Raw genomic sequence first — 13,255 nt, forward strand, 5'->3', positions numbered from 1 at the left:
AATAAATAATCAATTTAAATGATTTTTCGGCACAAAATATTTTAGGATTACACATTTTAGTTTCCTGTCTAAAGTTTAGATACAACTTTTATAGCTATCAAGTTTCCCTTCTCAGGTTTTAATGAAATTTCATCTATTCAAAATCAATTACACTTACTTTAGTCAAATGTGACACAAATGAAAAGAGGGATTGTAAAAATTACAATCCCTCTTTATAAATCAGTTTTGACTTAACTCTCTTAAAGTTATAGCTAACTTCTTATCTTATATCTTTAGATCGTATCAGATACGAACGATCCAATTGAATTTATCTTCCGATTTCCCGGATTTGATTGCGTTTAACTCATTGTAAACACGCTTTGAAAATTCTCTTCCCTCTATTTCAGGAAGTTTATAATCCGTTCCCTGGTGGTGAATGACATCAATATGTGCGATGGTCGCAGCAGTTCCGGCTCCAAAAGCTTCCTGCAAACGTCCTTCTTTGATAGCAGTGATAATTTCTTCCACACTTACGCGGCGCTCTTCAACTTCGTATCCCCAGTCATTTGCCAGGTCAAGTACCGAACGCTTGGTAATTCCGCGTAGAATTGTATCTGCTTCTTCCGATGGAGAAATGATCTTGTTATCAATAACAAAAACGATGTTCATTGTTCCACTCTCCTCGATATACTTGTGCTCAATGGCATCTGTCCAGATCAACTGGTGGTATCCTTCTTTCTGTGCCAATCGTGCCGGGTAAAGAGAAGCCGCGTAGTTTCCTGCTGTTTTTGCTCTCCCTACTCCTCCCTGAACGGCGCGTGTGTAATACTCTTCTATTTTCACACGAAGCGGCTCCGGGTAATATTGTCCGACCGGACAGGTAAAAATCATGAATTTATACGTATCCGAAGGTTTAATCCCTATGAATTCGTCTGTAGCGAATAAATAAGGGCGGATATATAAAGCAGAATCAGCCGAAGAAGGAATCCATTGTTTGTCCGTCTTTACCAATTCATTCACCAGTTTTACAAATACTTCTTCCGGAATTTCAGGCATACACAAACGCATAGCTGACTCCTTGAATCGCTTTGCATTATCGTACGCACGAAAAACAGCCACGTCTCCATTTTCCATACGATAGGCTTTCATTCCCTCGAAAATGGATTGTCCGTAGTGAATTACGGAAGAGGCCGGATGCAATTTGATGGGCTCAAAAGGAACGATCTCAGGCGCCTGCCATTCTCCGTCCTTATAGTCCATCACTAACATGTGATCCGAAAAAACACGTCCGAAAGGCAGGTTATCAAAATCTACCTGATTAATGCGTGATTCTGCAACCGGCTTTACCTGAATTTCTAAGTTATCAGTAACCATAATTTCTCAAATTTGCGAGCACGAAGATAGCGATTTTTTCCGATTCTTTCTCTTTTAAAGGCAGGGGCTATCATCAATATATGTTAATTCTCTGTAAAATTCTTACTCCTCTCCCCATAAAGCTTCCACAGAAATTAAGGTGTTGTACTGGCTATTTCAATCTTCAAATTGTATTTTTGGTCTTCCGGTCGGCGTGGTATCAAAACGGTATGGTACGCTCCGGAACAATCAAAGTACAGACCGATTTGAGTAAAAGTCTTGAAATATTAGAGAAATACTGGGGGTATCCGTCCTTTCGTCCGTTGCAACAGGAGATTGTAGAATCTGCTATCTACGGACATGATACGCTGGCTCTTCTCCCTACCGGAGGGGGAAAATCAGTCTGTTTTCAGGTACCCGGACTTGCACGGGAAGGGGTTTGTCTTGTTATTTCTCCGCTTATTGCTCTCATGGAAGATCAGGTGCTAAATCTGCGAAAAAAGGGCATTAAAGCAGAAATGATTGTCAGCGGGATGAGTCTCCGTGAGATTGACATTGTACTGGATAATGTCCGGTTTGGTAACACCAAGTTTTTATACACTTCTCCGGAACGACTCAAAAGTCGTTTATTCCTGGAACGGGTAAAGCAGATGAATCTGGGATTGATTGCAGTGGATGAAGCCCACTGTATTTCTCAGTGGGGATATGATTTCCGACCTGCTTATCTCGATATTACCAACCTGAGAGCTTTACACCCCGAAACACCTGTTATCGCTGTCACAGCTACCGCGACGGAGAGGGTTAAGGAAGACATTGTCCATTACCTGCAATTAACAAAACACCGTTATTTCGAGGGGGATTTTTCTCGTAAAAACCTCTCCTACGAGGTCTATCACGTGGAAAATAAGGAACAGGCTCTATTGTATATGGCAAATAAATTCCGGGAACACTCGGGAATTATTTACTGCCAGACACGAAAAAGCACGAAGCAGGTGGCTCTGTTGATGCGATCCAATGGAATTACCGCTGATTTTTATCACGGCGGACTAACCCGAGAACAACGTACTGCGAAACAAAATAACTGGTTGCAGGGGAAGACCAAAGTGATTGTTGCCACCAATGCGTTTGGGATGGGAATCGATAAACCGGATGTCCGGTATGTGTTTCACTATGAGTTTCCGGATTCGCTGGAAGCTTTTTATCAGGAAGCGGGACGCGCCGGAAGAGACGGACTTCCCTCCCGTACAATGGCGTTTATCGGTGAAGGTGATCTCAGTGAAATTGAACGTAAAGTGCAATTACGTTTCCCAGATCCCGAGGAAGTAAAGATGGTGTACCGCGCTATTTGTAATTATTTGCAGATTGCTATCGGTTCGGGGAAAGAAGAATCGTTTCCCTTTGATATCGGAGCCTTTATTAAAAGATACAATCTGGATGCCGTATCGGTATTCAATGCGTTGAAAATACTGGAATTGAATGAGAATCTTGTGTTCTCCGAAAATGCACTTCACTATACCCGTATGCGTTTTGCCGTGGGTAATAAACCGTTGTATAATTTCCAGATAAAACACGAAAATCTCGATCCGCTGATTGCTATGATTTGCCGAACGCATCCCGGGGTTTTTGACAATTATGTGGAACTGGATGAACAAGGGTTATTGCGCCAACTCCGACTGACGAAACAGGAATTGTACCGCCAGTTGCAATTTATCGAATCGAATGGAATTGCAGAATTTAACTGGCGTTCCGAAATTCCGCGTGTGACCTTTTTACAGGAACGGCTTCCGGATGATTACCTGACGATTTCTCCCAAAGTCCTGAAAACCCGCAAAAATGTTGCTTTCGAAAAATTCGAAAAGGTTCGGCAGTATCTTACCGAAAAAACGTGCCGCAGTATTTTACTGGTTAATTATTTCGGGCAAAAGGGAGAAAAATGCGGTATTTGTGATGTCTGTCGTGCAGACAAAAAAAAGGCTGTTTCCGATGATGATTTGTGCCAGTTGATTCTGGATTATACGCAAGAAGCAAAGAGTATTTCCGAATTGAAACAGCTTATCGGAGCCCGGCACGAAATGGCACTAAAAAGACTGATACTGACGCTTACCGACGAAGGAAAAGTACATGTACAGGAAGGGAAAATACGAAACAGTGCCCCGTGATTCCCCGGAGCACTGCCTCTGTTTCTATTCTATTTAATTTTCTGTTTTTAATGAACAATCAGTTTACCGGAATACGTGTAATGCTCTGTCACACGAACGCGATAATAGTACACTCCCGGACTGATTTCTCCCATGTTTACTTTCATCCGGTCAGAGGTAATCTTCTCACGGTAGACGATTGCCCCGGAAATGGAGTACACCTCAAGTGCTAACTCTTCTTCATCCGTATGATTGTGTGTCAGGATAAATTCTCCCGTGTTCGGATTCGGGAATAATCGTACCTCAAACCCGGGTTCTTCTGTTACCATTTGGCTGCTCTTCTTCCCGCCACACGTGATATAATCCGCCTTTGTCGGGTTTTGCAGAATCGTTCCCGAATACTGATCCAACGGGATAGCTGCCGATGGAAGGATAAAGGTCGATGTATCGACTGTACGCGGTTCCGGTTCAAATGCTTTTACTTTATCTGGCTGACTGGCAATCTGGATGCTTTTTATAATGGCTTTTTTCCGGTGATTAACTTGTATTTGCTGTATAGAGTCGACACCACATTGCTCCATACTTTCCAGTATTTCCAGTGCAATTGTTTCGCTTCCTACCTGACGCATAAAGTGAGCTTTGTCCAGTTCGAGTGCAAAAATCTGGTTGTTCATGGGCACTCCGGCAAACTCATTGGTAAATTCATTCAATAAACGTGCATATTGCCCCTGCAGGAATGTAAATGTCGTTGCCGGCCAGGCTGACAGAGTATCGTTCATTATTTCTTCTTCAACGATGTACTTCATTTCTGACAAAACCAGAGAAAACAGTTCAGGGCTTTTCATAATGTCCCGGCGCGTAATCTGATCTGAAATCAGTTCGTCCAACAAGGTCATAGCCTTGGCATTATCTCCCTGCGTACTGTCTCTGCGATCCATTTTATACAGAGCGGTCAGAATGGCCACATCCAGACGTACATTGTTATAGCTGGCTGTATTCACAAGTGGCAAGGATGGATATTCCGTTTCGTCGGTATCAAACAAGCTGACCAAATCTGCATTACTGAAGGAGTACACAGGGTTTCCGATGACACCTCCGGCATCAAATACCTGACAAGGTTGTAAGGCTAAAACAGGATCGGTTGGCACAGAAACGGTCTGTCCGATGTAACTTGTCAGGTTGAACTTAGCCGAAGACGGCGGTGTCAGATCATTCGCCCACTGGTTAGCAATCCCGGATACCTCGCAGGGATACCCTGCCATACAGGCCCAGGAAGTAGTTCCTTCTACAAATAAGCCCGGATTGGTTATTTTGTTGTATCCTTTGATCAATTTAAGAGCTGCCGTATTCGCCAGAATAACCGGTCCTGTATGATTGGATTCAATACGGTTGTATCCTCCCAGTCTAAAATATCTCGAAAGATCCATACTGCTGTAATGCGCTTCTAATGTTGAAACGCTTGTACCCAGAAATTCATTACACAACACGTTCATTTTCCCGTAAGAATCGGATACACCATACGCGTATTGATCGATCGTATTTTTCTTAAAGGTTATTTCGACCTGCGAATCATCTGCATACGCACGGGCATTGCCAGGAGGGTTAACAAAGGTGTTGTTGTCAATCACCGAAGCCAGACTCAGGTCTTCTGTCCTGATCGCTGCGTTACAGTTGTCAAAGGTACTGTACGAAATATGGACGTTTCCTCTTTCGTTTTGAATCGCATGGAACAGGTTGTTCGTCCCCGATATGTAACGGTGATTATTAAAATCACTCATAAATACTGTAAGCCGGTTGGACGGTTCAAATAAGTAGGACCAGATTCCTGCGTTATCAAATTCACACTGCCGGAAAGTAGAAGGAGCGGCCACCCGGATGTGTTGGGCTACCAGATCGTTTTCGTTTACAAAACGTGCCCGGGTGCTTCTGATCCGCGTAGAGGAGATAATGGCATCTTCATGTTCGGTATCTTCTGTAAAACGCACCAAACAATGCATAATCCGCAATTCATCCGGCACGTCTCCCTCTGCATCCGGGGTTACCAACAGCATTCCTTTTTGCTCAAACCGGATCAATTCATCGTCCTTGTCATCCCCGATCAGGTAGAGGGCTGTATTCTGTCCCCAGTTGGCATAATCCATTTCGGTTCCCCGGATAACGATGCGTCCTTTGGCATTGGTTGCTGTTCCTATTTCGAATGTCGTGTTGTCTCCCAGGTTGATCTGTCCGTGGGTGTAATATAACGAGCCGTGCCCTGTCAGCATAAATTCGGAGTTTTCATTTACGGTCATCGGACTCTGGCTCTTTTGCATGACACGCGCATTGTCTTCAATGTGTAAACGCCCTCCGTTCAGGATCAGTTCTGACCCTTCTTCGAATACCATATTGGAACCGGGACGTACAATAACTTCTCCCCCGGAGTTAATCACCAGTTTGGTATTCGGGTAAAATACCATTTCCCCGCGTCGTCCTGCTCCGTCTCCCAGAATCAACTGACCTCCGCTGTTAACCGTAACTATGACTTCTTCGGTGCCGCATTCGCCTCCACGGACTTTTACCGAGAAAACAGAATTATCAGCTGCCACACCGTCTCCGGAATTACTGAAACCAATCGGTGCTGATCCGTTGACACGCAAAATCCCCTGACTGTTCAATGTAAGATCATGATCCAGTACCGACCGCGTACGAACCGGTCCGGCACCTGCCTGGTAGTAGGATTGCGGCAGTACATTCGTTTTTCCAAAGTTAAATGCCGAAGCCGTTAACGAGGTCATACCCGCAGGAATCTCCTCCCCGACCAAATGATATAAAAACCAGGGAGCGATGCGTGGATTAAAAAACGTGTGTAAGGTATTGTTTAGTGTCACGTTCTCCGGATACACTACTCCGTCCTTATCTGTACGATTATAAACGGTCTGGGAAGCCGCAGCTATATAATGGTCTATCCCGACTGCCTGATTTTGCTGAAGTGCCTGCACCGGATTGGTAAAAGCGTTCGTGTACACGTTGGAATACCCACTATGCGCGCCCCCTGCAAAGTTCAGTGTACTGACAACAGGCGTAAAGCTCCAGGCATGAATATTAAAATTGATCAGCTCTGCGTACGGAGGAATCATTTGAGGAAAAAGTATCGGATTCATCGCTCCGCCCGGTGATGAATCTACGGGCTTCATGCCTTCAACCGACCCCGTTTTATTCGAAAGTATAATCGGATAGTTCAATACACTAACGTGAAAGATCCCGGTATAAACAACACCACTTCCATCCGGAGCGGCGCGTATATCTGCAACAGCAAGCGCACTGGTTCCCAAACCAAATGTTATAAAAGGACCAAATGCACTTGCAACAATTCCTCCTACAACCTCCGAATCTCCGTAGTCATCCTGAAACGCTTCCGAATTCACCAAACCGTTCATGAGTACAATGTTGCCGGACACTGCACTCAGAAGGGAGGTGCCGGGAAGAAAATTCTGGGCTCCTCCCACAGCAAGTTGAGAACCGTTGGCTATGGCAAGTATCTCACAATTTTGGGGCATTCCCAAAACTACATTTTGCTCCGAGTAGTATTGATTGTGCAAATTAAAAGGATGAAGCGGCCCATACGTCTGAAATGCCAGCATCTGGCGGGAAGCCGGAATATCCAGTAATCTGCGTGCATCCCGTAAAGGTGCAACAAAGTCTTCCAGTGTCTGATTGGTTAATGCCGAAAATCCAATGTGTAAACCTGCAACGTGTCGTACAGCCATTTGTGCACCCAGTGGCACATTGGTTCCCTGGTGCCCGGTATCAAATGAAATATAGGTCGCGGTTTCGTGATCAATAGCGTTCATTTCCATCCAGCGCAGACCGTAGCGCGCTACCATACCGCCCATACTCTGCCCCATGACCACATTTTTCTCGATACTTCCCTGATCGCGTTTGACCTGGTTGATCCATTTCATAGCCTCTACAAAAAAGTACGCATTGCGTTGGATATAGGTGCCGCCGTCGTCGTAATCAAGAACAATAATATCGTAACCTTCGGCTCTGAGATGCTCTAGTATTGACTTCGATCCTGTAGAAGGAAAATCTATAAAAATTAATCTATCTACTGCATCTTGGAATTCCAACCCCAAATCAATCGTTTCGCTCATCTTAGGATTGTAGCCCTCTACCCAGATAAAGGGTTTGACTATGTCCTCGTGTCCACACGCCAGGTACACATGTGCCGTTCCCGCCCCATAGGGACTGGTGGGATACATTCCGGGCGGATAACCGGATTCCCCCCAATAGGCAATGGAAGATGTGATCCTCTGCGAATACGAAGGAACAAATTCAGCACCGCTTTTGAGCTCCACCTCCACGTAACTCTTACTGTGGTACACCGTACCGTCTAAATACACCACCTGAGCTGAAAACGGATAAACACCCGTACTGTCAAAGGTATGCGTGTAAAGCATTCCCGGTTTGAGATCCTGCCAACCGTTTCCGAAATGTAAACGGAGCTGATCGATCACTTTCCCCGTATTCGAAAACCACAACGTCGTGTCCAGCGTAAACGTCAATGCACCGGTTGTCGTCAATTTTTCACGCGCAGCGGCAACCATGCAGACCGAATCCTCCTGAAAAGGGCTTTCTGAACGCCCGGGCACGTCGTAGAATTGGTCGTTACTCAGGACCACCAAATTACTGTCCCGCGCATGTGCTTTTAAACGGTGATAGTTTTGGTGCAAAATCAGCAAGGGAATCGTATCGGCCTGTTCGCGCTCCGCCAACACATCTACTTTCTGCATATACCGTTGGGGCAAGGGCAATCGTTTTACCGTATCCATCGCCATCGAAAACAGGGAAGCATAGGCCAACGAAAAGGTCAGGCGGTTGGCTGTGACCGTATCCAATGCTCCTCCCTTAAAGGGTTCAAAATTCACAAAAGGGAATCCCCGTTCGTACAGAATGCCGGAAGTTACCTCCGAAACATCCAGGTTCTCCAGTAGTTCCTGTGTTTTTTCATAGTAGTCATAGCCGACACTATCTTGTATATTGATCGTATAGTCTAAATTTTGGGAAAAAACGCCCCCAGTGACTAGTAACAAACAGCCACTCAACACCAGTAGTAGTCTCATCTTTATCGTATTAAATTATGTATGAATTATAAAAAAATAATTTCCGAACTAATAAACCGTCATGCGCCAATCAAAACGACCTTCACGGATTCGTATCGTATCTCCGGGACACGAAGGATTAATCAAGTCCATTTCAAACGTACCAGAAATAATTCCTTGACTAGGGGAAAAATATGTAATAATCACGCGCCTTAGTAAATCATCATTATATCTGTATGTAGAGCAGTTGTAATTCCCTTCATAATCAGTAAACCCTCTCATTTGGTTATCATCTGTAAGCATCACATAGTCTCCATTTTGAATTAAATTCTCTACCAAAATATCTATTCGGTCAAATTTACCTTCTTCTTCTAGTTTTCTTTTTGCAACCAAATACATCATATTTGTATTCGTATAATACGTTCCTTCCAATGCAATTGCCCCACCCACTGCGAAAGGCATTTGCGCCACCCATACTTCACCATTCACTTTACACCCAAAGGTGTTTTTTCCTTCATGAGTTAAGGGCGGCAAGACATTCGGATTGGAAGAGTTAGGTTCGGTGTTTTCCTTTTTACAGGAAGACGCCCCGCAAAGCATGGCGATCACCAATAAAAAAAGCAACTCCTTTTTTACTATACGTCGTCTGATTGTATCCTTCATACGGTTCATTTTACGGTAGTATGCCCCCAATATACGTATTTTTTTGAAACCCAACTATGTTTTACCATTTATTTTACAAAAAAGTAAAATTAATAACACCAATCGAAACGCCCCTCACGGATTTTTATCGTATCTCCGGGACACGAAGGATTCACCAAATCCATTTCAAAGGTTCCTGATACAATTCTTTTCTGAAGTGAAAAGTATGTAATAGTTGACTCTCTGATTAAGTTCGTATCCAAATAATAGTTTGAACAATTAAAATTATCAGAATAATCAACTAATCCTCTACTCACATGATGATTAGTATAGAAAGTAAATGTACCCGAAGAAAAAAGGTTTTCAATTCTTAGATTAATGCTTTCATTATGGTTCAAATCATTATTTTTCCGATTCCCCCTTAAATGTAAGTACCCAATATCACTATGATAACTTCCTTCTAATGCAATAGTCCCCCCCACCGTAAACGGAGCATACGCCACCCAAACCTCTCCATTTACCAAACACCCAAAGGTATTTTTTCCTTCATGAGTCAAAGGCGGTAATACATTCAGATTGGAGGAATCAGGGTTTGCAACCTCTTTTTTGCATCCCATCAAACCGATAATCAGCACTCCATAAATCGCTATGTATCGTATTCTTTTCATTTTATTCAGTAACGCCAATCGAAACGACCTTCCCGTATTTTAACCGTATCTCCGGGACACGAAGGATTCACCAAATCCATTTCAAAGGTTCCTGACATAATTCTTTCGTTTTGATTTAAATAACTGATATTCAAAACACCTGTATTATTTAAGTCATGATAATATATACTTGAACAATCACTTGGAGACTTATCATCTAAGTACATAATACCTAATTTGGTTTCACTGTTCAAATAAAAATAGTATTCTCCAACACCTGAAATATTCTTAAAGAACATTCCTATAATCTGATGTTTTTCATCACTTTTAGTTGTGGCTCTGATATATCCCTCTCCTAAGTTAAATTCTCCAGTTATAGCCACAGCTCCCCCCACTGTAAATGGAGCATACGCCACCCACACCTCTCCATTCACCAAACACCCAAAGGTATTTTTTCCTTCATGGGTTAAGGGTGGCAATACATTTGGATTGTAGGAATCAGGGTCTGCAACCTCTTTTTTGCATCCCATCAAACCGATAATCAGCACTCCATAAATCGCTATGTATCGTATTCTTTTCATTTTATTTAGTAGCGCCAGTCAAAACGACCTTCCCGGATTTTTATCGTATCTCCCGGGCAGGAAGAATTTACCAAATCCATTTCAAACGTTCCTGACATTATTCTACTTAAATGATCTAAGTTCGTAATATTCATAGTACCGACATTAGATGTATCGTGATAATAGATTGAACAATCAGGAGGATCTAGAAAATATACAAATCCAGTCTTTGTATTACTAACTAAAAAAAAATTATACATTCCTGTTGAATAAACATCTTTAAAAAAAAGTTTAATAACTTCATGTTTAGTTTCTGTTCTCAAAGTTGCTTCAAGGTGCCCTGCGCCTGAATTAAATTCTCCAGTTATAGCCACAGCTCCCCCCACCGTAAACGGTGCATATGCCACCCATACTTCACCATTCACTTTACACCCAAAGGTATTTTTTCCTTCGTGGGTTAAGGGCGGTAAAACATTTGGGTTAGAGGAATTAGAAGCTGTAGTCTCTTTTTTGCAGGAAAGAACTCCCGCACCTATCAGCAACAGTACTAGAGAAAGTAATATGTATGGAGTTCTATTCATGTCTTTACATTAATAAACAATCATCCGCCAATCGAAGCGACCTTCCCGGATTCGTATCGTATCTCCCGGGCAGGAAGGATTTACTAAGTCCATTTCGAAAACACCTGAAATGATTCCTTCACTAATAGAAAAATAGGTAATGAAAATTTTTCCCGGAGATTCCTGAATATTATAGTAACTACCACAATTATGGTTTTCTGAATAATCAGAAAAACCAGTAACTTGATCACTAGATATTCCCATATTATATTCTCCGACTGAGTAAACCTCATTGGCTCGTATCCTAACATTTTCAAAAATGTCTCCTCCGTCAGTCTTTAGAGTTCCCTTCAGATAAAATCTACCCGTTGACAATGTGTAACTACCGTCTAATGCAACAGGACCACTAATAGTATATGGAGCACCAATCCCCCACACCTCTCCATTCACCTTACACCCAAAGGTATTTTTTCCTTCATGGGTTAAGGGCGGCAAGACATTCGGATTGAAGGAATCAGGGTCTGCAACCTCTTTTTTGCATCCCATCAAACCAATGATCAACACTCCATAAATCGCTATGTATTGTATTCTTTTCATTTTATTTAGTAACGCCAATCGAAACGGCCTTCCCGTATTTTAACCGTATCTCCAGGACAGGAAGGATTCACCAAGTCCATTTCAAAGGTTCCGGAAATTATTCTATTGTTTTTATCTAAGAAAACAATAAATAGTTCTCTGAGTAAATCTTGATTATAATTCGCTTCTCCTAAACAGCCATTATTTTCAGAACTATTTCGAAAGCCTCTCAGATCATTTATATCATATCCGTCAACTTCTATTTCATACACTTCAACATCAAATAAGCCACTCAACCACAAATGAATACTCTGATTTCTTTCTTTATTTAATCCTCTTAAATTAAAATTACCTGAAACATCACTAAAATTACCTTCCATAGCCATTGGTCCCCCCACTGTAAACGGAGCATACGCCACCCATACTTCGCCATTCACCTTACACCCAAAGGTGTTTTTTCCTTCGTGGGTTAAGGGCGGCAATACATTTGGATTGGAGGAATCAGGATCTGCAACCTCTTTTTTGCATCCCATCAAACCGATAATCAGCCCTCCATAAATCGCTATGTATTGTATTCTTTTCATTTCATTTAGTAACTGCAATCGAAACGGCCTTCCCGGATTCGTATCGTATCTTCGGGACAGGAGGTATTAATCAAGTCCATTTCAAAGGTTCCTGACATAATTCTTTCGCTAGAACTTAAATAAGTAACAACAACACTTCTTAATAACTCATTATTATAATTATATAAACCGCAGTTATAATTTCCAGAATAGTCTGTAAACCCACGTAACTCATTATCAAATGTATATACTTGATAATATCCAGTATTAAGAATGTTCTTAACAAAAATATCAATACGCTCTAGATTTCCCGAATCATCTTCTCTTAAAGCTTTTAGATGTATTGAAGAATCTTCGTTATTATATTGATTCTCTAACGATTGACTCCCACCAATTGCATATGAAACATACGCTACCCATACCTCTCCATTCACCAAACAGCCAAAGGTATTTTTTCCTTCGTGGGTTAAGGGTGGTAATACATTTGGATTGGAGGAATCAGGATCTGCAACCTCTTTTTTGCATCCCATCAAACCGATAATCAGCCCTCCATAAATCGCTATGTATTGTATTCTTTTCATTTCATTTAGTAACTGCAATCGAAACGCCCCTCACGGATTTTTATCGTATCTCCGGGACAGGAAGGATTTACCAAATCCATTTCAAACGTACCCGAAATGATTCTGGATGATGATGAGAAATAACTCACTTTGACGTTTCTAATCAAACTATCATGATAAAAATACTTCCAACAATCATAATTATCATTAAAATCAGAAAAACCACCTAACTCATTATTCATTGTTTCAACTAAGTAGCTATTCTCCCCATTAAATCCAGATATAACTATAGTTAAACGTTCAAAGATATTCTTATCCTCATCTTTTTTTCTGGCAACAATTTGCACCCCTGCTAAATCCGGATAGTACTCGGTCTCTATTTCGCTAGCTCCTCCAACTGAAAAAGGCATTTGAGCTACCCACACTTCACCATTCACCTTACACCCAAAGGTATTTTTTCCTTCATGGGTTAAGGGTGGCAATACATTCGGATTGGAGGAATCAGGATCTGCAACCTCTTTTTTGCAGGAAAGAACTCCTGCACCTATCAGGAACAGTAGTACAGAAAAGAATATGTATCTAATTCTATTCATTTC

11 protein-coding genes are annotated in these 13,255 nt (G+C 42.1%); 1 reads left to right on the top strand and 10 read right to left on the bottom strand.

Features of this window, described 5'->3' with window-relative positions; genetic code table 11:
• Positions 1-282: 282 nt before the first annotated feature.
• Positions 283-1,353: a branched-chain amino acid aminotransferase gene (locus tag ABDZ97_RS06835; RefSeq protein ID WP_343785851.1), complete on the bottom strand. Its 1,071-nt coding sequence runs from the start codon at positions 1,351-1,353 to the stop codon at positions 283-285.
• A 209-nt stretch (positions 1,354-1,562) separates the two neighbouring features.
• Here ABDZ97_RS06835 and ABDZ97_RS06840 point away from each other — a divergent pair, with 209 nt between their 5' ends.
• The gene (locus ABDZ97_RS06840; protein WP_343785853.1) at positions 1,563-3,491 is read left to right on the top strand and encodes a RecQ family ATP-dependent DNA helicase; all 1,929 of its coding nucleotides are present in this window, start codon (positions 1,563-1,565) and stop codon (positions 3,489-3,491) included.
• 47 nt (positions 3,492-3,538) lie between these two features.
• Here ABDZ97_RS06840 and ABDZ97_RS06845 read toward each other — a convergent pair whose 3' ends face one another.
• The 9 genes from ABDZ97_RS06845 to ABDZ97_RS06885 all read right to left on the bottom strand — a co-directional run bounded on the left by ABDZ97_RS06845 (position 3,539) and on the right by ABDZ97_RS06885 (position 13,252).
• A complete protein-coding gene (locus ABDZ97_RS06845) occupies positions 3,539-8,572 on the bottom strand; it encodes a T9SS type A sorting domain-containing protein (protein ID WP_343785855.1) in 5,034 nt (1,677 codons plus the stop codon).
• Between the two features lie 48 nt (positions 8,573-8,620).
• Positions 8,621-9,214: a Riean_0653 family protein gene (locus tag ABDZ97_RS06850; RefSeq protein ID WP_343785857.1), complete on the bottom strand. Its 594-nt coding sequence runs from the start codon at positions 9,212-9,214 to the stop codon at positions 8,621-8,623.
• Positions 9,215-9,303: 89 nt separating this feature from the next.
• The gene (locus ABDZ97_RS06855) at positions 9,304-9,861 is read right to left on the bottom strand and encodes a Riean_0653 family protein (RefSeq protein ID WP_343785859.1); all 558 of its coding nucleotides are present in this window, start codon (positions 9,859-9,861) and stop codon (positions 9,304-9,306) included.
• A 5-nt stretch (positions 9,862-9,866) separates the two neighbouring features.
• Positions 9,867-10,421 carry a Riean_0653 family protein gene (locus ABDZ97_RS06860; RefSeq protein ID WP_343785861.1) on the bottom strand — a complete coding sequence of 185 codons (555 nt, stop codon included), beginning with the start codon at positions 10,419-10,421 and terminating at the stop codon, positions 9,867-9,869.
• Between the two features lie 5 nt (positions 10,422-10,426).
• Positions 10,427-10,981 (bottom strand): Riean_0653 family protein, encoded by a 555-nt coding sequence (locus ABDZ97_RS06865; protein WP_343785864.1) that lies wholly within the window; start codon positions 10,979-10,981, stop codon positions 10,427-10,429.
• Positions 10,982-10,990: 9 nt separating this feature from the next.
• On the bottom strand, positions 10,991-11,557 hold the full coding sequence (locus tag ABDZ97_RS06870; protein ID WP_343785866.1) for a Riean_0653 family protein: 567 nt from the start codon (positions 11,555-11,557) through the stop codon (positions 10,991-10,993).
• A gap of 5 nt (positions 11,558-11,562) precedes the next feature.
• On the bottom strand, positions 11,563-12,120 hold the full coding sequence (locus ABDZ97_RS06875) for a Riean_0653 family protein (RefSeq protein WP_343785868.1): 558 nt from the start codon (positions 12,118-12,120) through the stop codon (positions 11,563-11,565).
• 5 nt (positions 12,121-12,125) lie between these two features.
• Positions 12,126-12,680 carry a Riean_0653 family protein gene (locus tag ABDZ97_RS06880; RefSeq protein ID WP_343785870.1) on the bottom strand — a complete coding sequence of 185 codons (555 nt, stop codon included), beginning with the start codon at positions 12,678-12,680 and terminating at the stop codon, positions 12,126-12,128.
• A gap of 5 nt (positions 12,681-12,685) precedes the next feature.
• A complete protein-coding gene (locus ABDZ97_RS06885; RefSeq protein WP_343785872.1) occupies positions 12,686-13,252 on the bottom strand; it encodes a Riean_0653 family protein in 567 nt (188 codons plus the stop codon).
• Positions 13,253-13,255 lie beyond the last annotated feature (3 nt).

It is taken from the genome of Wandonia haliotis, from assembly GCF_039523435.1.
GTDB lineage: Bacteria > Bacteroidota > Bacteroidia > Flavobacteriales_D > Crocinitomicaceae > Wandonia > Wandonia haliotis.

Coding starts and splice junctions, on each gene's coding strand:
- ABDZ97_RS06835 (WP_343785851.1), bottom strand. CDS start 1,353: ATGGTTACTGATAACTTAGAAATTCAGGTAAAGCCGGTTGCAGAATCA.
- ABDZ97_RS06840 (WP_343785853.1), top strand. CDS start 1,563: ATGGTACGCTCCGGAACAATCAAAGTACAGACCGATTTGAGTAAAAGT.
- ABDZ97_RS06845 (WP_343785855.1), bottom strand. CDS start 8,572: ATGAGACTACTACTGGTGTTGAGTGGCTGTTTGTTACTAGTCACTGGG.
- ABDZ97_RS06850 (WP_343785857.1), bottom strand. CDS start 9,214: ATGAAGGATACAATCAGACGACGTATAGTAAAAAAGGAGTTGCTTTTT.
- ABDZ97_RS06855 (WP_343785859.1), bottom strand. CDS start 9,861: ATGAAAAGAATACGATACATAGCGATTTATGGAGTGCTGATTATCGGT.
- ABDZ97_RS06860 (WP_343785861.1), bottom strand. CDS start 10,421: ATGAAAAGAATACGATACATAGCGATTTATGGAGTGCTGATTATCGGT.
- ABDZ97_RS06865 (WP_343785864.1), bottom strand. CDS start 10,981: ATGAATAGAACTCCATACATATTACTTTCTCTAGTACTGTTGCTGATA.
- ABDZ97_RS06870 (WP_343785866.1), bottom strand. CDS start 11,557: ATGAAAAGAATACAATACATAGCGATTTATGGAGTGTTGATCATTGGT.
- ABDZ97_RS06875 (WP_343785868.1), bottom strand. CDS start 12,120: ATGAAAAGAATACAATACATAGCGATTTATGGAGGGCTGATTATCGGT.
- ABDZ97_RS06880 (WP_343785870.1), bottom strand. CDS start 12,680: ATGAAAAGAATACAATACATAGCGATTTATGGAGGGCTGATTATCGGT.
- ABDZ97_RS06885 (WP_343785872.1), bottom strand. CDS start 13,252: ATGAATAGAATTAGATACATATTCTTTTCTGTACTACTGTTCCTGATA.